Source organism: Streptomyces sp. NPDC027962 (genome assembly GCF_055566095.1).
In genome coordinates, this window is the sequence record NZ_JBVHTA010000017.1 from 1 (window position 1) to 17,610 (window position 17,610).

Sequence of the window (17,610 nt, forward strand, 5' to 3'; positions counted from 1 at the left end):
TACGAGGATGATCCTCCGCCTTGCGATTGCACGCACCAGACGCCGCGGGCCCCGCCCTGCGGGCGGACGACGCTACTTTCGAAACACGCCCTAGGGCCGGCCCGGCCATGGCCGACACGCTCCTCGGGCCGTTCAGGCGCGGGGGTGCACGGTGATCCGCGCCCCGGGGCTCAACTTCTCCAGTGATTCGACGAGTTCGGCGGCTGCGGCCTCGAGCTCGCCGGCCGCCCCCGGGCCCATACCCTCGAGCAGGAACAGGGCGTTCACCGACTCCTCCGTCAGACGGGTGCGCACCCCCTGGCGCCAGTTCCAGCGCCGACAGGTGACGCCCTTGTCGTCGCACCAGACGACCTCGCCGGCCTCGGGGTGCTCCTCGGCAGGCTGACCGCCGGCGATGATGGCGAACGGCTCCCGGCCGCTGGCCCGTACGAGCCGCATGCCGCCCTTGATGTGGTCGGTGTCCTCACCCCCGACGGGGATCAGATGCGCCACGCTGATGGCGTTGCAGAGGTCGACCAGTGCGTTGATCCGGGGCAGCCCGCCGTCGGCGAGCGCCCGCTTGGCCAGCGCCTCTGCCGAGTTGCGGGTACGGGACGGCTTGGCACCGAAAGCCGTGTACGCCTGACGCCAGGCGGCCATGTGCGGGTCCTCGTGCGGAGCGCGCCCGTCGAGCCGGGTCGCGAGCCGGCGGGCGGCCTCGTCCAGGAGCGCCGAGCTGTCGGCGCTGCTGGGGCCGTTGACGAGTCCGCGCGCCTCGACGGCGACGCGGGTGAGCCGGGCGCGAGCGCGCGCACTTCGTCGGACACGGTGAGCTGGAGGGTCATCGCCTGCTTGCCTCGGCTGTTCAGAGTGTGGCCGGGAGCGTCTGCCACAGGTACGCGCGGTCCGGTGCCTCCTGCAAGGCCTTCAGGACCGCGGAGTGCGGTACAGCATAGAGCACTGGATAGTCCATATCAGTGGACTCCGATTCGGGTGTCCATGCAAGGCGTTCACCCGTCAGCGAGAACTGCGCGTCGACGCCGGGCTTGTTGCCGCGCGGATCCTGCCGGTGCCAGGCGCCTCGGAAACGCACGGCGGCCAAGCCGTGCACCACGCCGTCCAGTCGCTGATAGCAGAGGGCGGCCGGGATGTCCTCGGCGCGCAGCAGCGCGACCAGGGCGTGCGACTTGGCGTGGCAGATGCCGGTGCGCTGCTCCAGCACGTCGGAGGCGCGCCACGTGACCCTCATGTCCCCCGTGTCATGCGAATGCGGAACGGCGTCACGCACAAACTCATAGGCGGCGCGAGCGTATACATATGAGCCCGAGGCTCGACGAGCAAGACGGGCGGCGACCTCCCGCACCAGCGGGTGCTCATGGTCGATCACCTCGTTGGCCGCCAAGTAGGCGGAGAGATCGGGATTCTGCTGGATGAGATCCATGGTCGGGGAGCATAGGAAAACGGCCGATCACAAGTCAATGACTTTTCGATCGACCGTATACCTATACGCTCTTCAAGTGGCGGTTAGCGCGCCATCTCCTCCTTGAGCGCCTGCACGAAGGAGTCCACGTCCTCTTCCCTGGTGTCGAACGCGCACATCCAGCGCACGTCGCCGGCCGCCTCGTCCCAGAAGTAGAAGCGGAACCGCTTCTGCAGTCGCTCGCTCACATCGTGCGGGAGACGGGCGAAGACGGCGTTGGCCTGCACCGGGTAGAGGATCTCCACCCCGTCCACCTGGCGCACACCCGCCGCGAGCCGCTGGGCCATCTCGTTGGCGTGGCGGGCGTTGCGCAGCCACAGGTCCTTGGCGAGCAGTGCTTCCAACTGCACCGAGACGAAACGCATCTTGGAGGCCAGCTGCATGGAGAGCTTGCGCAGATGCTTCATGTGGCTGACCGCGTCCGGGTTCAGGACGACGACCGCCTCACCGAAGAGCATGCCGTTCTTGGTGCCGCCGAAGGTGATGACGTCGACACCGGCGGCGTTGGTGAACGTCCTCATCGGGACGTCCAGCGAGGCCGCCGCGTTGGCTATCCGGGCCCCGTCGAGATGGACCTTCATGCCGTGGCCGTGCGCGTGATCGACGATCGCACGGATCTCGTCCACGGTGTAGACCGTGCCGAGTTCGGTGTTCTGGGTGATCGACACGACCTGCGGCATCGCACGGTGCTCGTCGTCCCAGCCCCACGCCTGGCGGTCGATGAGCTCGGGTGTGAGCTTGCCGTCCGGCGTCGGCACGGTCAGCAGCTTCAGCCCGCCCATCCGTTCAGGAGCGCCGCCCTCGTCGACGTTGATGTGGGCGGACTCGGCGCAGATCACGGCACCCCAGCGGTCGGTGAGCGCCTGGAGGGCGGTCACGTTGGCGCCGGTGCCGTTGAAGACCGGGAAGGCCTCCGCCGTCGGGCCGAAGTGGCTGTGCACGATCCGCTGGAGGTGGCCGGTGTACTCGTCCTCGCCGTAGGCGACCTGGTGGCCTCCGTTGGCGAGGGCGAGCGCCGCGAGCACCTCGGGGTGGGCCCCCGCGTAGTTGTCGCTGGCGAACCCGCGCACGGACGGGTCGTGGTGGCGCCGGGCGTCGGTCTTCACGGTTTGGGAGTCAGCCACAGACGCTGTCCATTCACTTCCGGGGCGGGCCGGTCCCAGACTCCGACGATGGCCTCGGCCAGCTCCGTCACGTCGGTGAAGCCCGCGAACTTCGCATTCGGGCGCTCGGCGCGCATCGCGTCGTGCACCAGTGCCTTGACCACCAGGATGGCAGCCGCCGACGTGGGGCCCTGCTCACCCCCTGCCTTGCGGAAGGCGTCGGCGAGGGCCAGCGTCCATGCCTCCGCGGCGGCCTTGGCCGCCGCGTAAGCGGCGTTGCCCGCGGTGGGGCTGGAGGCTCCGGCCGCGCTGATCAGCACATAGCGGCCCTTGTCGCTGCGCTGCAGCCCGTCGTGGAACGCCAGCGAGGTGTTCTGGACGGTACGGATCAGCAGCTTCTCGAGCAGCTCCCAGTCCCCGGGGTTGGTCTCGGCGAACGTGGCACTGCCACGCCAGCCGCCGACGAGGTGGACCAGACCGTCGATCCGCCCGAACTCCTTCTCCGTCTTGTCGGCCCAGTCGCGCGCGGCGCCCAGGTCGAGCAGGTCGACGGTGTCACCGGTGACAGTGGCCCCGCCGTGGGCGTACCTGGCGGCGTCCACCGCCTCGGCGAGCCGCTGCGGGTCGGCGTCGGAGGCGACGACGACGGCGCCCGCCTCCGCCAGCCTCAGCAGGGCGGCCCGGCCGGCCGGACCGGCCGCGCCCGCCACCGCGACCACTGCACCCTCCAGAGCACCGCTGCCGTTGGTCTTCATGGTCGCCTCCTGGATGCGAGAGCTCACGCGGCAGCTCCGGAAGCGGAAGCGGCGGTGATCCCCTTGGTGGAGGCGATCACGTTCTTCAGCTTCTTGGAAAGCGCCTCATAGAACATGCTCAGCGGAAACTCGTCCGGAAGCACGTCGTCGACGAGCTTACGGGGCGGCTGGGACAGGTCGAGGGCGTCGGGGCCCTTGGCCCAGCGCGAGCCCGGGTGGGGCGCCAGGTAGGTGGAGACCAGTTCGTACGCGGCGAACCAGTGGACCAGCTTCGGGCGGTCGATGCCGTCGCGGTAGAGCTGCTCGATCTCGCCGCAGAGCTGGTTGGTGACCTGCGGGGCACGCTCCCAGTCGATCTTCAGGGTGTTGTCCGTCCAGCGGACCACATCGTGCTTGTGCAGGTAGGCGAAGAGCAGCTGGCCGCCGAGGCCGTCGTAGTTGCGGACGCGGTCGCCGGAGACCGGGAAGCGGAACATCCGGTCGAAGAGCACCGCGTACTGGACGTCACGGCCGTGCTGGTTGCCTTCGGCCTCCAGCCTCACGGCCTCCTTGAACGCGGTGAGGTCACAGCGCAGCTCCTCCAGGCCGTACATCCAGAACGGCTGGCGCTGCTTGATCATGAACGGGTCGAAGGGCAGGTCGCCATGACTGTGGGTACGGTCGTGGACCATGTCCCAGAGCACGAAGGCCTGCTCGCAGCGCTTCTGGTCGGCGACCATCTCGCGGATGTCGTCCGGCAGCTCCAGGCCGAGGACACTCACCGCCTCTTCGGTGACGGCGCGGAAGCGGGCCGCCTCGCGGTCGCAGAAGATGCCACCCCAGGTGAAGCGCTCGGGCGCCTCGCGCACGGCGATGGTTTCGGGGAACAGCACCGCGGAGTTCGTGTCGTAACCGGCGGTGAAGTCCTCGAAGGTGATGCCGCAGAAGAGCGGGTTGTCGTACCGGGTGCGCTCCAGTTCGGAGAGCCACTCCGGCCACACCATCCTGAGGACGACGGCCTCGAGATTGCGGTCGGGGTTCCCGTTCTGCGTGTACATCGGGAAGACGACCAGGTGCTGGAGCCCGTCCTCGCGGTCCGCGGCCGGGTGGAAGGCGAGCAGCGAGTCCAGGAAGTCCGGCACCTCGAAGCCCGTGCCGGCCCACTTCCGCAGGTCGGCCACGAGGGTGCGGTGGTACGCGGCGTCGTGCGGCAGCAGCGGGGACAGGTCCTCCACGGCGCCGATCACACGGTCCAGGGCGGCCTCCACCGCTGCTCTGGCCGGCGCGTCCTCTGCGTCGAAGTCGATCGAGCCGTCCTTGGACTGCCAGGGACGGATCTCCTCGACGGCATTCTTGAGCGTCGGCCAGCTCGGGTGGTGGATCACCCTGTCGGCCCGGGATATGCCCCCTGCGGCCACGTCCTGCACAAGAATTTCCGTCATGTCACTTCCTTCACGGGAGAACCTCGCGTCAAGACACCGTATCCATGTGCGGTTCCCTCCCACAAGTAGAGGCTTGGGAAATTATCCCGTGCGACCCCCTTGATCGCCGCAGTTTTTGCGGCGGCAGGCACGTATAACGGTCGCATCGGCGGCTCTACCCGGTACCTCGGGGGGTCGCAACAGCAACCCTCAGGGGCACGCCGGGCGGTCGCAACGGCAGCTCCGGTCGGTACGCCGGCGGTCGCAACGGCGGCCCTGGGCGGCACGCCGGGCAGTCGCGCCGTCAACCGCCTCAGGACGCGCCCACCCTGGGGTGAAGCGGCCCTCCGACCGCCGCCCGCGGTGCGCGGACACGGACCGGGGACGGCTTCCGGACACCCCGTGCGAGAGCGGTTCCGTCACCGGGAGCGGCCGTTAGGCTGCGTCCTTACCGCCGGGTGCCAGGCTGCGCCCCGCGGGAGCCGCCGTCGACGGAAGCGAGAGAATCTTGACTTTCCTCACCATCGGTCATCGCGGGGTCATGGGCGTGGAGCCGGAGAACACCCTGCGTTCCTTCGTTCGCGCCGAGCAGTCCGGCATGGACGCCATCGAGCTGGATCTGCATCTGAGCAAGGACGGCGCACTCGCCGTCATGCACGACGCCGACGTCGACCGCACGACCGACGGCAACGGCCCGATCGCGGAGAAGACGCTCGCCGAACTGCGCCAGCTCGACGCGGGCGGGGGCGAGCGGGTGCCGGTGTTCGAGGAGGTCCTCGACGCCGTGAAGTCACCGCTCCAGGCGGAGATCAAGGACGCGGCCGCGGCGCGCGCCCTGGCCGAGGTGATGCACAGGCGGGATCTGGTGCCGCGCGTCGAGGTGTCCTCGTTCCACGACGAGGCGATCGCCGAGATCTCGGCGCTGGTGCCGGGCGTGCGTACGGTGCTGATCGCCAGCCGCTGGGGAGCCGACATCGTGGACCGGGCGAAGGCGGTGGGCGCCCGCTGCCTGGCGTTGAACATCCGCCGGCTGACACTGGAGACCGTCGAGCGAGCCCACGCCGAGGGGCTCCGGGTGATCGGCTGGGTGGTCAACACGCAGGACCACCTGCGGCTGGTGCGCGCTCTCGAGCTGGACGGCGCGACGACCGACTTCCCCGAGATCCGGCGCACCGGCCGCTTCACGGCCTGACGGCCGCCGTCGTACGAGGCCTCAGCCGCCTCGCTACGAGATCCTTCACGAGCGGTCCCGACCGCCTGGTACGAGGTCCTTCACGAGCAGCTCGAAGGCGAGATCCTCGCGCTGCGGGATACCGAAGCGCTCGTCGCCGTACGGGAAGGGGCTCATCCGGCCCGTACGACGGTATCCGCGGCGCTCGTACCAGGCGATCAGCTCCTCGCGCACGGAGATCACCGTCATGTGCATCTGCGCGACGCCCCATGCCTCGCGGGCTCTGCGCTCCGCCTCTGCGATGATCCGGCGGCCCAGACCGGCGCCCTGGAGCTCCGGGCGCACCGCGAACATGCCGAAGTAGGCCGCCTCGTCGCGGTGTTCGAGCTGGCAGCAGGCGATCGGCGCGCCGTCGCGTTCGACGATCATCAGCCGGCTGCCCGGCGCGGTGATGACCTCGAGGACGCCCTGAGGGTCGGTGCGCTGCCCGGCGAGGATGTCCGCCTCTGTGGTCCAGCCCGCCCGGCTCGCGTCACCGCGGTACGCCGACTCGATCAGCGGGACGAGCACCGGGACATCGGCCTCGACCGCGTCGCGGTAGGTGAGTTCGCCGGAGTCCTTCGGCGGTGCGGTCTCCATTGGGTGGCCCTCCGTTCCCCGGTGTGCAGAGGCCACGACACTATCCCGCCCCGCCGCCGGCCTTCCTGCCGGTCACCGCCTCAGCGGAGCTCTTTCTGCGCCCTCGTCGCGCTCCCCCTTTACCCCCGTGCGCTCGCGTACGAAGCGCAGCGGGGGGGCATCGACTTCTCGACCGACGTGGAACGCCGGCCGAAGGGGGAGGTACGCCGTGCACGGACCAGCGATGTCCGGCTGGCTGCTCATGGTGCTGTGCGCCACGGCCGGGGCGTACTGCCTGGCGCGGACGCGCCGTTGCTCCGGGCCGGTGCGCGAGGCGGCCGGCGCGGAGGCGCTGATGGGTTTCGGCATGGCCGCGATGGCGGTTCCCGCCACCGTGTTCACACCACCCCGGTGGTACTGGATGGTGTACGCGGCGGTCTTCGGCGCGGCCGCGGGGCACGCGATGCGGCCGCTGCGGCGCGCGGGCCGGCACCTGCACCACTTCGTCGGCTGCCTCGCGATGATCTACATGGCGGTGGCCATGGCCGCCGGCGGACCCGGAGGCCACGGCGGACACGCGACGGGTGGAGTGCCCGTCGTCACGGGCGCACTGCTCGTGTACTTCTCCGTGTACGCGCTGCGCTCGGGCCCCCGGCTGCTGATAGCGCGCGCCCCCGCCGGCGGGGGCGCGCTCGCGATACGGACCTGCCCGGGCTCACGGACCACGCTCGTGCCCGCCTGCAGAGTCTCGATGGCGGTCGCCATGCTGGCGATGCTGCTGACCCTGTGAGCCGGAGCGCGACGGCCATGGCTTCACCGCTCCGCAGGGCCGCGATCAAACCGTGGCGTGCGTCACTTGACGTACGCGGCCATACCCGCAAGTAGCCGCGCGCTCATAGGCTGCGGTCCATGATGGTCTCGCTCGCGCTGCTCATGCTCGGCGCACTGGCCGCCGTCGTCGCACCGCGCCTCGTGTCGCGTGCCGACTGGCCGGAGCGCGAGCCCGTAGTCGCCCTCTGGGTGTGGCAGTGCATCGTGGCTGCCGTGCTGCTGTCGTTCGCGCTGTCGATGACGTTGAGCGCGGCCGCCGCGTGGCAGCTCGTGCGGGGCCGTGTCTTCGCGTCGGCGCCGAACGGGGTCGTCGAGGCGTACGCCCTGGGGGCCGGCGAACCGTGGTCGGCGGTGCTCGCAGTGATCCTGGCATGCGGTGGCCTGTGGACGGGCGCCATGCTCGCGCGGGAGATCCGCAGGTCTCATGTACAGCGCAGGCGCCGACGTGCCGAGCTCCTCGTGCGCTCCCCGCTGATGCCCGGCGAGGTGCCCGGCAGCGAGCCGCTGGTCGTCCTGGAGGGTGAGCGGCCCGACGCCTGGTGGCTGCCGGGCGCGGCCCCTCAACTGGTGATCACCACGGCCGCGTTGCGCCGTCTGGAGGGCCGTCGGCTCGACGCCGTACTGGCCCACGAGCAGGGCCACGCGCGGGCCCGGCACGACTGGCTGCTGCACTGCTCCGCGGCCCTGGCCAACGGCTTCCCGCAGATCCCGGTGTTCGCCGCGTTCCGTGACGAGATGCACCGGCTGGTCGAGCTGGCGGCGGACGACGTCGCCTCGCGGCGCTTCGGCCGGCTGACGATCGCGCTGGCGCTGGTGGAACTGAACGAGGAGCGCGGGGTGTTCGGGCCATGTCCCACCCCGGACGCGGAGTTGCCGCACCGGGTGAACCGGCTGCTGGCACCGATCCCCCGGCTCACCCGGGGCCATCGGCTGCGGCTGACGGCCGCCGCCGCCCTGGTGCCGGTGGTACCGCTGCTCGTGGCCTTCGTCCCGGGGTTGCGCGCGCTGGGATAGAAGGCCACGAAAGGGACAGGATCTGTTCATGGCCTCCCCCCACCCCACCCGCACCCCCTCCCCCACGACACCGCCGGAGCCGGCGGTCGGCCCCGCCCGTGTCTGCGGCGTGTTCGCCGCCTTGTCCGCGTTGATGCTGGTGCCCGTCACGCTCTCGTGGTCCCCGCTGATGTCCTTCGACCAGGCGGTCGTGGACGCGTTGCACGGCCCCGCCCTGACCGAACCGGCCTTCACACAGGTCAACCGAGTACTGACCGACTGGGTGTGGGACCCGTGGGCGATGCGGCTGCTTGCTGCGGCGGCCGTCGTGTGGCTGTGGCTGCGCAGGGAACGTCTGCTCGCCGTCTGGGTGGCGGTGACCAGCGCTGTCGCGGCGGCCCTTCAGCAGGCCGTGAAGGCCGCCGTGGGGCGTGATCGGCCACAGTGGCCCGATCCCGTCGACGCGGCGCACTACGCGGCCTTCCCGTCCGGGCATGCGATGACGGCCGTCGTCACGTGCGGGCTGCTGCTCTGGCTGTCGCGGCGGTGGGGCGTCACCGGGCGTCTCTGGGCGGGGTGCGTGGCGGCCGCCGCCGCCTCCGTGGCAGGGGTCGGCTTCACCCGGCTCTATCTGGGCGTCCACTGGCCCTCGGACGTGATCGGCGGATGGCTGCTCGGGGTGTGCGTCGTCGCTCTCGCCGTCGCCACGTACGAGCGCGCGGCCTTGCCCCGCGGACGCTGACCCGTCGAAGATCGGCCCATGGTGATCAGAACTGTGCTCTTCGACTTCTCCGGCACGCTGTTCCGCATCGAGTCGACGCGCGACTGGCTGCGTGCCGTGCTCCGCGAGCGCGGACATGTCGTGGCGGAGAAGGAACTGGACGAGTGCGCCGTGCGGTTGGAGGCGGCAGGCGCACTGCCGGGAGGGGCCCAGCCCCGACGCATACCCGACCATCTGGCCACCCCGTGGGCGGTGCGGGACACGAGCATGGAGACGCACAGGGCCGCGTACACGGGTCTCGCGCGCGAGGTGCGCCTGCCGGACGACGGTATGCCGGACGACGGTATGTACGACGCGCTCTACGACCGCCATATGACGGCTCGGGCGTGGCGCCCCTACCCCGATGCGGCCGAGGTACTGCACGGCCTGCGCGAGCGGGGCATCAGCGTAGGTGTGGTCAGCAACATCGGCTGGGACCTGCGGCCCGTCTTCCGGGATCACGGCGTGGACCCGCTGATCGACACCTACACGCTGTCGTTCGAGCACGGCGTACAGAAACCCGATGTCCGGCTCTTCCGTGCGGCATGCGAGGGCCTCGGCCGCGATCCGCGCGAGGTGCTGATGGTGGGGGACGACCGGCGCGCGGACGGCGGGGCCGCCGATCTGGGCTGCGCGGTCCTCTTCGTGGACCACCTGCCGGTGGCTGAGCGGCCGGCGGGGCTCCGCCCGGTGCTCGAAGCCGTCGATCCGCGCGACGCACCGTAGGAGACCGGAGCGCCGCACGGTAGGGGACGGCGAGGGGCTGTAGGAGACTGGGGGCAGGACAAAGCCCCCGAACCGGACGATCCCCCGCGTCGCCCGGTTCGGGCAGCAGACTCGCCGACCTGCCCCGAGGGCCGGACGGCGGGACGCGCTGAGTATATTGGCTGAGAGCCAGTCAACGCAGGAGTCAAGCATGTCCCCGCGAAGCGCATCGGTCAATGAAGAGCTTCGTCGACGTTCCCGCGAGCGGCTTCTGCAGGCGACGCTGGAACTCGTCGACGAGCGTGGTTACGAGGCCACCACGCTCGGCGACATCGCCGACCGCGCGGGCTCGGCACGCGGGCTGGTCTCGTACTACTTCCCGGGCAAACGCCAGCTGCTGCAGTCGGCCGTACACCGGCTGATGCACCGCACGCTCCAGGCGGCGCTGGAGCGTGAGCCGCACACCGAGGACGGGCACGAGCGGCTGGCACGGGCCATCGACGCCATTCTCGGCCTGGCCGTCGGCCATCCCGTCCTGATGCGCACACACATGGCGGGGATTCTGCAGGCCGACGGTTTCGTTCAGTGCCCGGAGCAACAGCGGCTCGCCGCCCTGCTGAGGGACACGGTGCAGCGCTACGGGTCTCGGGACGTCGACACCGACTATCCCCTGCTGCGTGCGCTGCTGATGGGAGCGGTCTTCGCGGTGCTGCTGCCGGGCGTGCCGATGCCCCGCGCACGGCTGCGCGCGGAGCTGTTCCAGCGGTACGGACTGGAATGGGAGCTCGGCACCCCGCCGGACGATTTCCCGCCCGGCGGGGCACCTGGGCACATCCCGGATCAGTTGTCGAAGTCGTCGAAGTAGTCCGGCTGCGTCTGCACATTGAGCTCGTGCATGCGCACCTTCTTGCCGGCGTCGGTGCGCCGGTCGCTGAGCTTCAGCACGTCGAAGCCCTTGGCGATGTCGTTCGAGTAGATGTAGCCGTTGTAGTAGTACGCGGACCAGGAGCCACCGGTGGAGATGGTGGTGGCGCTCAGCGGGCCGCGCTCGAAGTAGGCGATCTCCTTGGGCTTCGAGGAGTTGGTGAAGTCCCAGACGGAGACGCCGCCCTGGTACCAGGCCTGGACCATGATGTCGCGGCCCTTGACCGGGATCAGCGAGCCGTTGTGCGCCACGCAGTTCTCGGTGTCGGCCTGGTGTCGCGGGATCTTGTAGTAGCTGCGGAAGACAAGCTTGCGCCGGTCACCCTTGCCAACGATGTCGTAGATGCCGTCGGCACCGCGGTTCGGACCGATCTCGGCGTTGCAGGTGGCCCCGCCGCCGCCGCCGAGCTCGTCGGTGAAGACGACCTTGTTGGCCCGCTGGTTGAAGGTTGCCGAGTGCCAGAACGCGAAGTTGACGTTGTCCTGGACCCGGTCGATGACCTTCGGATGCTCCGGGTCGTCGATGTCGAAGAGGATGCCGTCACCCATGCAGGCACCCGCCGCCAGGTCCTTGGAGGGCAGGACCGTGATGTCGTGGCAGCCGGTGGTCTTGGAGACGCCGGGGTTGGTGGGCGAACCGGGGTTGCCGCCGCCGTCGGGACCCTCACCGGGGAAGAGCACCGGGAAGTTCACGATCGCCGCCTTCTCCGGCGCCTTGCGCGGCACCTTGATGACGGAGATTCCGTCGTGCGGCGGCTGGCAGTCGGGGAACGCCGCGTTCGGCGAGTACGAGGAGACGTACACGTAGACGTTCCTGCGCTCCGGCACCAGCGTGTGCGTGTGCGAGCCGCACGCCGTCTCGACAGCGGCGACGTACTTCGGGTTCCTCTTGTCGCTGATGTCGAAGATCTTCATGCCCTCCCAGGACGACTTCTCGGTCGCCGGCTGCGAGGTGCTGTTGCAGGAGTTGTCGCTCCGCGAGGAGTCGGTGGACAGGAAAAGCAGATCGCCCGAGACGCTGATGTCGTTCTGCGACCCCGGGCACAGGACCTGCGAGACGGTCCTGGGCTTCTTCGGGTTGCCGATGTCGAAGATGCGGAAGCCGTCGTAGTTTCCGGCGAAGGCGTACCGGCCCTGGAAGGCCAGGTCAGAGTTGGTTCCCGCGAGCGCGTCCTTCGGGATGTTCGTCACGTGCTCGACGTTGTCGCTGGTGACGACCTCGTCCACGCCGGGTATCTCGCCGTTCTGGATGGCCGACCTGGCGTCCGCCGCCTGACCGGCCGAGACCTTCTCCCGGGCGGGCGCGTCGCCCGGGTCGGGGACGGCAACCGCCGGTCCCGCCGCCAGCAGTGTGGCGAGAAGGCCGGCCGCGGCCGCGCCGACTCCCAGTCGTCTGCGTCGCACTCGGGTGGTGTGCAACAGGTTCACTGCGTCCTCCCCTGATAGCCGTTCGTGGTTGAACGGTTCACGGACCCAGGCAGTATGTTCCCTAGCATGCACATCTCAACAGATGGCAACACGGAAGTCATCAAGGTTTCTGATCAACGACACACGTGAAGTAAGTGAGGGCGGTCGTCGATGAGGCCCAACTTCCCCGGGAGGTAACCGTGTTGAACCGCCGCCCTACCAGGCCGGTCCGCAGCTCCGCCGTGGCTGCGGCGGTCGCCGCGGCCCTGCTCACCCTGGGCGCCTGCGAGTCGAGCTCCGACGGCTCGCCCAAGGCGGCGGGCTCCGGCGGGCCGTCCGTGGTGGCACCCGGAAAGCCCGGGGAGCCGGCCAGGACCCTGTCCGCAGAGGAGGCCGCAAAGGCCGCACCCGACGAGAGCCCCAACTCGGCGGACTTCGGCTATGCGGAGATGATGGTCGTCCACCACGAGCAGGCCCTGGAGATGACCGCCCTCGCCCCGGACCGTGCCGAGTCGACGCAGGTGAAGCGCCTCGCGGAACGCATAGCCGCTGCGCAGAAGCCCGAAGTGGACGCGATGCGCGGCTGGTTGAAGAACAACGGCGGCGAGGAGAGGCCAGGCGGGGACACCAAGGCAGGCGGGCACGGGCACGACCACGGCACGATGCCCGGAATGGCCACCACGGCGCAGCTGAAGCAGCTGCGGGCCGCCGGGGGCGGAGCTTTCGACGAGCTCTTCCTGAAGCTCATGATCACTCATCACCAGGGGGCGATCACGATGGCCGCCGAGGTCCTCTCCAACGGCAACAACGTCCTGGTCGAGGAGATGGCGAACGACGTGATCGCACAGCAGACCGCCGAGATCGGCCGGATGCGCGAGATGTGAGCGGGAGGGCAGGGACGGCGGACACGCCCGCAGGACACGGACATGCTCGGCCCGGCGGGGGCACGGGGGGCACGGGGGGGGCACGGCCGGAGGACACGCCGGCAAGGAGACCCCGCGCAAGGCTCCCCAGCGCGGCGCACCAGTGCGATGCTGGAATTCCCCCCTGCGGGAAGGAGCGCAGCCGTGCTTCGCGTCGCCGTCGTCGGTTCCGGCCCCAGCGGGGTCTACGCCGCCCAGGCCCTCGTCCAGCAGACCGCCGTGCCGGATGTCCGGGTGCACATCCTCGACCGTCTCCCCTGCCCGTACGGACTCGTCCGCTACGGAGTGGCCCCCGACCACGAGAAGATCAAGTCGCTGCAGAACAACCTGCGGTCCGTCCTGGAGGACGAGCGGATCGATTTCCTGGGCAACGTCGAGGTGGGCTCCCACGGCCTCGATCCCGGGAAGCTCCTGGAGCTCTACCACGCGGTCGTGTACTGCGTGGGCGCCGCCAGGGACCGCAGGCTCGGCATTCCCGGTGAGGATATGCCCGGCAGCCACTCGGCCACCGACTTCGTCTCCTGGTACAGCGCCCACCCCGACGCGGCGCCGGGCGCCTTCGCGCTCGGCGCGCGGGCGGCCGTCGTCATCGGCGCGGGCAATGTGGCAGTGGACGTGGCGCGCATCCTCGCGCGCGGCGCGGACGAGCTGCGCGGGACGGACGTCCCCCAGGCCGCACTGGGGGCGCTGGAGGCCAGCCAGGTGCGCGACGTGTACATGGTCGGCAGGCGCGGACCGGCCGGGGCCAAGTTCACCACCAAGGAGCTGCGGGAGCTGGGCGCCCTGCCCGGCGCGGACGTGCTGGTGGCCCCGGCGGACCTCGCGCTCGAGCCGGCGTACGCCGATCCGGCGGCCGTACCCGCGATCGTCCGCCGGAACCTCACGGTCGTACGGGAGTGGGCCGCCCGCCCGCCGCACGGCAGGCCGCGCCGTATCCACGTGCGGTTCTTCCTGCGGCCCGTGGAAGTGCTGGAGCGGGACGGGCGGGTCGGCGGGGTCCGCTTCGAACGGACGACGCCGGACGGCACGGGCGGCATCCGCGGCACCGGCGCGTACGAGGACGTGGAGGCGCAGCTGGTGCTGCGCGCGGTGGGCTACCGGGGCGTGCCGACGGACGGTCTGCCGTTCGACGCCGAGCGCGGCGTGGTGCCCAACGCGGCGGGGCGGGTGCTGCGGGACGGCGCCTTCTCGCCCGGCGAGTACGTGGCGGGGTGGATCAAGCGGGGGCCGACCGGAGTGATCGGCAGCAACCGGCCGTGCGCAAAGGAGACGGTGAACTCACTGCTCGAGGACGCGTCGGCGCTCGCGCAGCGGCCGGTCGCCGCGGACCCCGTGGCCGTGTTGTGGGCATCGGGGCACCGGCCGGTGCGATGGACGGGATGGCTGGCCATCGAGGAGGCGGAGACGGCACTGGGCCGCAGCCTGGGGCGGTCGCGCGTCAAGATCTCCGACTGGGCGGGGCTGCTGGGCGCGGCGCACGTCGGAGGGCCGGCCGATCCGGGTGACCGGGAGCAGTGACGCCGGCGGTGTCGCCTCGGCGGCGGCGGGGGCGTCTCAGGTGTCGCCGAGGCGTCGCGCCTGACCTTCTGCCGCTTCGAGCACCCGGTCGAGCAGACCGGGGAACAGGGCGTCGAGATCGTCGCGCCGCAGGCCGTTCATCTTGGCGGTTCCCTGGTAGGTCTGACGGATCACGCCGTTCTCCCGGAGCACGCGGAAGTGGTGGGTCGTCGTCGACCTGGTGACGGGCAGGTCGATGTCCGAACAGGTCAGGTCGGTCTCACCGGCCGCGAGCGCAACCCCTTCTGGGCCCGGCACGCGCCGCGCGTACTCGGCGGCGAGGTCCATGTCCCGCCGCACACCACCGCTCCGTCTGAGGAGAACCCACGGCGCCGTGCGCGGCGGAGACCCACGCCGACGAGTGCGCGCCGATGAGTTTCGGCCCGGCAGGCAGTCTGTATTTGCATTGCCGGGCCGACCTGCGCGAAGAGCGTCCTACCGGCCACTGTCAGTGGTCGGGTGCAGACTGGCCCATAACCGAGACAAAGGCGTCCTGGAGGTATCGGGCCATGACCGATGTTCTGCTGACCGTAGGCACGCGCAAGGGACTCTTCATCGGCCGCAGGAGCGGCGGCACATGGGAGTTCAACGGCCCGCACTTCAACGCGCAGGCGGTGTACTCGATCGGGATCGACACCCGCCGCGCGGTCCCCCGGCTGCTGGTCGGCGGCGACAGCGCGCACTGGGGCCCTTCCGTCTTCCACTCCGACGATCTGGGCGCGACCTGGATCGAGCCGGAGAAGCCGGCGGTCAAGTTCCCGAAGGACACCGGAGCGTCACTGGAGCGGGTCTGGCAGCTGCACCCGGCCTCCTCGGGGGACCAGGAGGTGGTCTACGCGGGCACGGAGCCCGCCGCGCTCTTCCGCTCGGAGGACGGCGGCAGCAGCTTCGAGCTGGTCCGGCCCCTGTGGGAGCACCCGACCCGCTCCCAGTGGGTGCCGGGCGGCGGTGGTGAAGCGGTCCACACAGTGATCACCGACCCGCGCGATCCGGAGGCGGTGACGGTGGCCGTGTCCACGGCCGGGGTGTTCCGCTCCCGCGACGGAGGGAAGAGCTGGGCACCGTCCAACCAGGGTGTGTCCGCGGTCTTCCTGCCCGACCCGAATCCGGAGTTCGGCCAGTGTGTCCACAAGATCGCGCAGGACGCCGTCGATCCGGACCGGCTGTATCTGCAGAACCACTGGGGTGTGTTCCGCAGTGACGACGCGGGAGCGAAGTGGACCGACATCGGGGCCGGGCTGCCGTCCGACTTCGGCTTCGCCATGGCCGCCCACCCCCACCGGGCGAACACGGCGTACGTTTTCCCGATCACGGCCGACGCGGACCGCGTCCCGGCGGGACGCCGCTGCCGCGTCTATCGCACGCGCGATGCGGGCGACACCTGGGACGAGCTGTCGGCGGGCCTCCCGGAGGGCGAGCACTTCGGCACGGTGCTCCGGGACGCCCTGTGCACGGACGACGCGGACCCGGCCGGCGTCTACTTCGGCAACCGCAACGGTGAGGTGTACGCGAGCGCGGACGACGGCGACACCTGGCAGCTGCTCGCCTCGCACCTGCCGGATGTGCTGTGCGTACGGGCGGCTGTCATGCGGTGACGCGTTCGCCCGGAAGAGGCGCGTGGGCAGGGTCCGGCCGTAGCCCAGTACGATCGCCCAACGCGAGTTCCGTGCACCGGATTTGCGGTGGACCATGGTCGTCGTGATGGGATGTGGCGATGCGACCCCCCACACGCATATCGACTCATTCATACAATCCGTACGAGGAACTGGCCCAATTCGCAGATCCAGAACCGGATTCCATCCTTCCACCGGAGCGCCTGCCTCGTCTCCCCCCAGTACGCGCCATCCCGTCAGATGACGAGCGAGAGGACTGGGCTCCACCCAATCATCGGGGCAAAAGCCGTCTGGCGGCCGTCCCCATCACCCTCAAGTTCATCGTCGCAGTCGTCGTCGCCGGCACTCTCTTCGTCCTCTGCGACCGCCTGGCCCTGATCTACGCGGAGGAGAAGGCCGAAGAAGGCATCCAGGACTCCCTCGGCCTCGCCGCCCGGCCCGACGTCGACATCATCGGATTCCCGTTCCTGACGCAACTGGCCCGCAACCGGGTCGACCATGCCGACCTCGACCTGCCGGACGTTCCCGCCGACAAGGTCTCCATCGCCGAAGTACACGTAGCCGCCCGGGATGTCCGCCTGGTCGGTGACCTCCCGACCTCGGTGCGAGGCGCCTTCGTCGAGCACATGCAAGGCGATGTTCTGCTGTCCTTCGACGACCTCAACCGGGAGCTGGGCGCTTCGCGCCTCGAGTTCACATGTTCCGGACCGGATGCGGTTCGCATCGCCGGATCGCTGCCTGTCGCCGGCCGCACGGTAACCGTGGCGGCACAGGCACGCGTCGGCAAAAGTGGTGACCGCGCGGTGTCCACCACGCTCGAGAACGTACGGCTCGACGTGCCGCGCCTGTTCACCTACAGGCCCGGCAAGGATCCCGATCACGCCGGCCTGCGCCTGCACCCCGAAGCAGCCGGCCGGATAAGCCGCGAAACAGCGCGCATCAAAGCGCTGTTCGACCTGCCTGCGGTCGTGGAGCGCCTCGGCATTCCCAAGTCCCATATGGACCGGGCGCTGCGGAGCGAGAAAGAGCTCCATCGGCTCACCGGCTCACCCCGGTTCCTCCAGAGACTGACGAAGGTCAACCTGATCGACCTTGTCGTCGACCATCCTGTGATCCTGGAGAAGGTCGGCATCGACCCGGACCTCGTCGGAGCGCTGTTGCAGCTTCGCCCGCCGGAACTGGCCGACCGGTTCTCTCTTTCCGTAGCACTGCCGGAGACGGTGCCGGGAGACGTACGCCTGCGCAATATCGTCGTGGAACGTGACGGTATCCACGTGGATCTCACCGGCAGCGGTATGAACTTCGGCGCAGCGCTCAATCCGGAGCGACCCAGGACGCGATAGGACGGCCGGTCGGGACGGCCACGACGCCGCGGACACCGGCGACGAGAA

Annotated in this window: 17 protein-coding genes and 1 pseudogene; 10 read left to right on the plus strand and 8 right to left on the minus strand. The window is 70.1% G+C overall.

The genetic code is table 11. The features are described from left to right. Nucleotides 1–132: 132 nt before the first annotated feature. The 5 genes and pseudogenes from ACZ4SA_RS17665 to ACZ4SA_RS17685 form a co-directional block, all read right to left on the minus strand. Nucleotides 133–824, minus strand: a pseudogene (locus ACZ4SA_RS17665) (B3/B4 domain-containing protein). A 20-nt stretch (nt 825–844) separates the two neighbouring features. Then, a complete protein-coding gene (locus tag ACZ4SA_RS17670) occupies nt 845–1,420 on the minus strand; it encodes a transglutaminase-like domain-containing protein (protein WP_468275150.1) in 576 nt (191 codons plus the stop codon). An 83-nt stretch (nt 1,421–1,503) separates the two neighbouring features. Further along, a complete protein-coding gene (locus ACZ4SA_RS17675; RefSeq protein WP_468275451.1) occupies nt 1,504–2,565 on the minus strand; it encodes a threonine aldolase family protein in 1,062 nt (353 codons plus the stop codon). Beyond that, complete coding sequence (locus ACZ4SA_RS17680) at nt 2,562–3,317, minus strand: SDR family NAD(P)-dependent oxidoreductase (protein ID WP_468275454.1); 756 nt, start codon at nt 3,315–3,317, stop codon at nt 2,562–2,564. Before ACZ4SA_RS17680 ends, ACZ4SA_RS17675 begins: the two co-directional genes overlap by 4 nt. A gap of 23 nt (nt 3,318–3,340) precedes the next feature. Continuing rightward, entirely contained in the window at nt 3,341–4,738 is a 1,398-nt protein-coding gene (locus ACZ4SA_RS17685; protein WP_468275154.1) for a DUF6421 family protein, read from the minus strand. 487 nt (nt 4,739–5,225) lie between these two features. On the opposite strand from ACZ4SA_RS17685, the gene ACZ4SA_RS17690 reads away from it, so the two are divergent. After that, on the plus strand, nt 5,226–5,909 hold the full coding sequence (locus tag ACZ4SA_RS17690; RefSeq protein ID WP_468275156.1) for a glycerophosphodiester phosphodiesterase: 684 nt from the start codon (nt 5,226–5,228) through the stop codon (nt 5,907–5,909). A 45-nt stretch (nt 5,910–5,954) separates the two neighbouring features. Here ACZ4SA_RS17690 and ACZ4SA_RS17695 read toward each other — a convergent pair whose 3' ends face one another. Next, on the minus strand, nt 5,955–6,527 hold the full coding sequence (locus tag ACZ4SA_RS17695; protein ID WP_468275158.1) for a GNAT family N-acetyltransferase: 573 nt from the start codon (nt 6,525–6,527) through the stop codon (nt 5,955–5,957). Between the two features lie 208 nt (nt 6,528–6,735). Here ACZ4SA_RS17695 and ACZ4SA_RS17700 point away from each other — a divergent pair, with 208 nt between their 5' ends. From ACZ4SA_RS17700 to ACZ4SA_RS17720, 5 genes are all read left to right on the plus strand, one after another. Next, nucleotides 6,736–7,296 carry a DUF5134 domain-containing protein gene (locus tag ACZ4SA_RS17700; protein ID WP_468275161.1) on the plus strand — a complete coding sequence of 187 codons (561 nt, stop codon included), beginning with the start codon at nt 6,736–6,738 and terminating at the stop codon, nt 7,294–7,296. Nucleotides 7,297–7,415: 119 nt separating this feature from the next. After that, nucleotides 7,416–8,351 (plus strand): M56 family metallopeptidase, encoded by a 936-nt coding sequence (locus ACZ4SA_RS17705; RefSeq protein ID WP_468275162.1) that lies wholly within the window; start codon nt 7,416–7,418, stop codon nt 8,349–8,351. A gap of 28 nt (nt 8,352–8,379) precedes the next feature. Further along, nucleotides 8,380–9,072, plus strand: coding sequence for a phosphatase PAP2 family protein (locus ACZ4SA_RS17710; RefSeq protein WP_468275165.1), 693 nt, complete (start codon nt 8,380–8,382; stop codon nt 9,070–9,072). Nucleotides 9,073–9,096: 24 nt separating this feature from the next. Further along, nucleotides 9,097–9,816 (plus strand): HAD family hydrolase, encoded by a 720-nt coding sequence (locus tag ACZ4SA_RS17715; RefSeq protein WP_468275457.1) that lies wholly within the window; start codon nt 9,097–9,099, stop codon nt 9,814–9,816. Nucleotides 9,817–10,006: 190 nt separating this feature from the next. Next, nucleotides 10,007–10,660 carry a TetR/AcrR family transcriptional regulator gene (locus tag ACZ4SA_RS17720; RefSeq protein WP_468275168.1) on the plus strand — a complete coding sequence of 218 codons (654 nt, stop codon included), beginning with the start codon at nt 10,007–10,009 and terminating at the stop codon, nt 10,658–10,660. Here ACZ4SA_RS17720 and ACZ4SA_RS17725 read toward each other — a convergent pair. Beyond that, complete coding sequence (locus ACZ4SA_RS17725) at nt 10,636–12,147, minus strand: LVIVD repeat-containing protein (protein WP_468275171.1); 1,512 nt, start codon at nt 12,145–12,147, stop codon at nt 10,636–10,638. The genes ACZ4SA_RS17720 and ACZ4SA_RS17725 overlap by 25 nt on opposite strands. A gap of 179 nt (nt 12,148–12,326) precedes the next feature. On the opposite strand from ACZ4SA_RS17725, the gene ACZ4SA_RS17730 reads away from it, so the two are divergent. Both ACZ4SA_RS17730 and ACZ4SA_RS17735 read left to right on the plus strand, forming a co-directional pair. Then, complete coding sequence (locus ACZ4SA_RS17730) at nt 12,327–13,010, plus strand: DUF305 domain-containing protein (RefSeq protein WP_468275174.1); 684 nt, start codon at nt 12,327–12,329, stop codon at nt 13,008–13,010. A gap of 183 nt (nt 13,011–13,193) precedes the next feature. Continuing rightward, on the plus strand, nt 13,194–14,567 hold the full coding sequence (locus ACZ4SA_RS17735; RefSeq protein WP_468275176.1) for an FAD-dependent oxidoreductase: 1,374 nt from the start codon (nt 13,194–13,196) through the stop codon (nt 14,565–14,567). 36 nt (nt 14,568–14,603) lie between these two features. Here ACZ4SA_RS17735 and ACZ4SA_RS17740 read toward each other — a convergent pair whose 3' ends face one another. Then, nucleotides 14,604–14,894: an ArsR/SmtB family transcription factor gene (locus ACZ4SA_RS17740; RefSeq protein ID WP_468275460.1), complete on the minus strand. Its 291-nt coding sequence runs from the start codon at nt 14,892–14,894 to the stop codon at nt 14,604–14,606. Nucleotides 14,895–15,115: 221 nt separating this feature from the next. Here ACZ4SA_RS17740 and ACZ4SA_RS17745 point away from each other — a divergent pair, with 221 nt between their 5' ends. After that, complete coding sequence (locus ACZ4SA_RS17745) at nt 15,116–16,201, plus strand: WD40/YVTN/BNR-like repeat-containing protein (RefSeq protein ID WP_468275178.1); 1,086 nt, start codon at nt 15,116–15,118, stop codon at nt 16,199–16,201. A 119-nt stretch (nt 16,202–16,320) separates the two neighbouring features. Next, nucleotides 16,321–17,562 carry an LmeA family phospholipid-binding protein gene (locus tag ACZ4SA_RS17750; RefSeq protein ID WP_468275463.1) on the plus strand — a complete coding sequence of 414 codons (1,242 nt, stop codon included), beginning with the start codon at nt 16,321–16,323 and terminating at the stop codon, nt 17,560–17,562. The last annotated feature ends 48 nt before the right edge of the window (nt 17,563–17,610 follow it).

What these genes read in the sequence shown, in the direction of transcription:
- ACZ4SA_RS17670 (WP_468275150.1), bottom strand. Translation starts at nt 1,420, where the DNA reads ATGGATCTCATCCAGCAGAATCCCGATCTCTCCGCCTACTTGGCGGCC.
- ACZ4SA_RS17680 (WP_468275454.1), bottom strand. Translation starts at nt 3,317, where the DNA reads ATGAAGACCAACGGCAGCGGTGCTCTGGAGGGTGCAGTGGTCGCGGTG.
- ACZ4SA_RS17685 (WP_468275154.1), bottom strand. Translation starts at nt 4,738, where the DNA reads ATGACGGAAATTCTTGTGCAGGACGTGGCCGCAGGGGGCATATCCCGG.
- ACZ4SA_RS17695 (WP_468275158.1), bottom strand. Translation starts at nt 6,527, where the DNA reads ATGGAGACCGCACCGCCGAAGGACTCCGGCGAACTCACCTACCGCGAC.
- ACZ4SA_RS17705 (WP_468275162.1), top strand. Translation starts at nt 7,416, where the DNA reads ATGATGGTCTCGCTCGCGCTGCTCATGCTCGGCGCACTGGCCGCCGTC.
- ACZ4SA_RS17710 (WP_468275165.1), top strand. Translation starts at nt 8,380, where the DNA reads ATGGCCTCCCCCCACCCCACCCGCACCCCCTCCCCCACGACACCGCCG.
- ACZ4SA_RS17720 (WP_468275168.1), top strand. Translation starts at nt 10,007, where the DNA reads ATGTCCCCGCGAAGCGCATCGGTCAATGAAGAGCTTCGTCGACGTTCC.
- ACZ4SA_RS17740 (WP_468275460.1), bottom strand. Translation starts at nt 14,894, where the DNA reads ATGGACCTCGCCGCCGAGTACGCGCGGCGCGTGCCGGGCCCAGAAGGG.
- ACZ4SA_RS17745 (WP_468275178.1), top strand. Translation starts at nt 15,116, where the DNA reads ATGACCGATGTTCTGCTGACCGTAGGCACGCGCAAGGGACTCTTCATC.
- ACZ4SA_RS17750 (WP_468275463.1), top strand. Translation starts at nt 16,321, where the DNA reads ATGCGACCCCCCACACGCATATCGACTCATTCATACAATCCGTACGAG.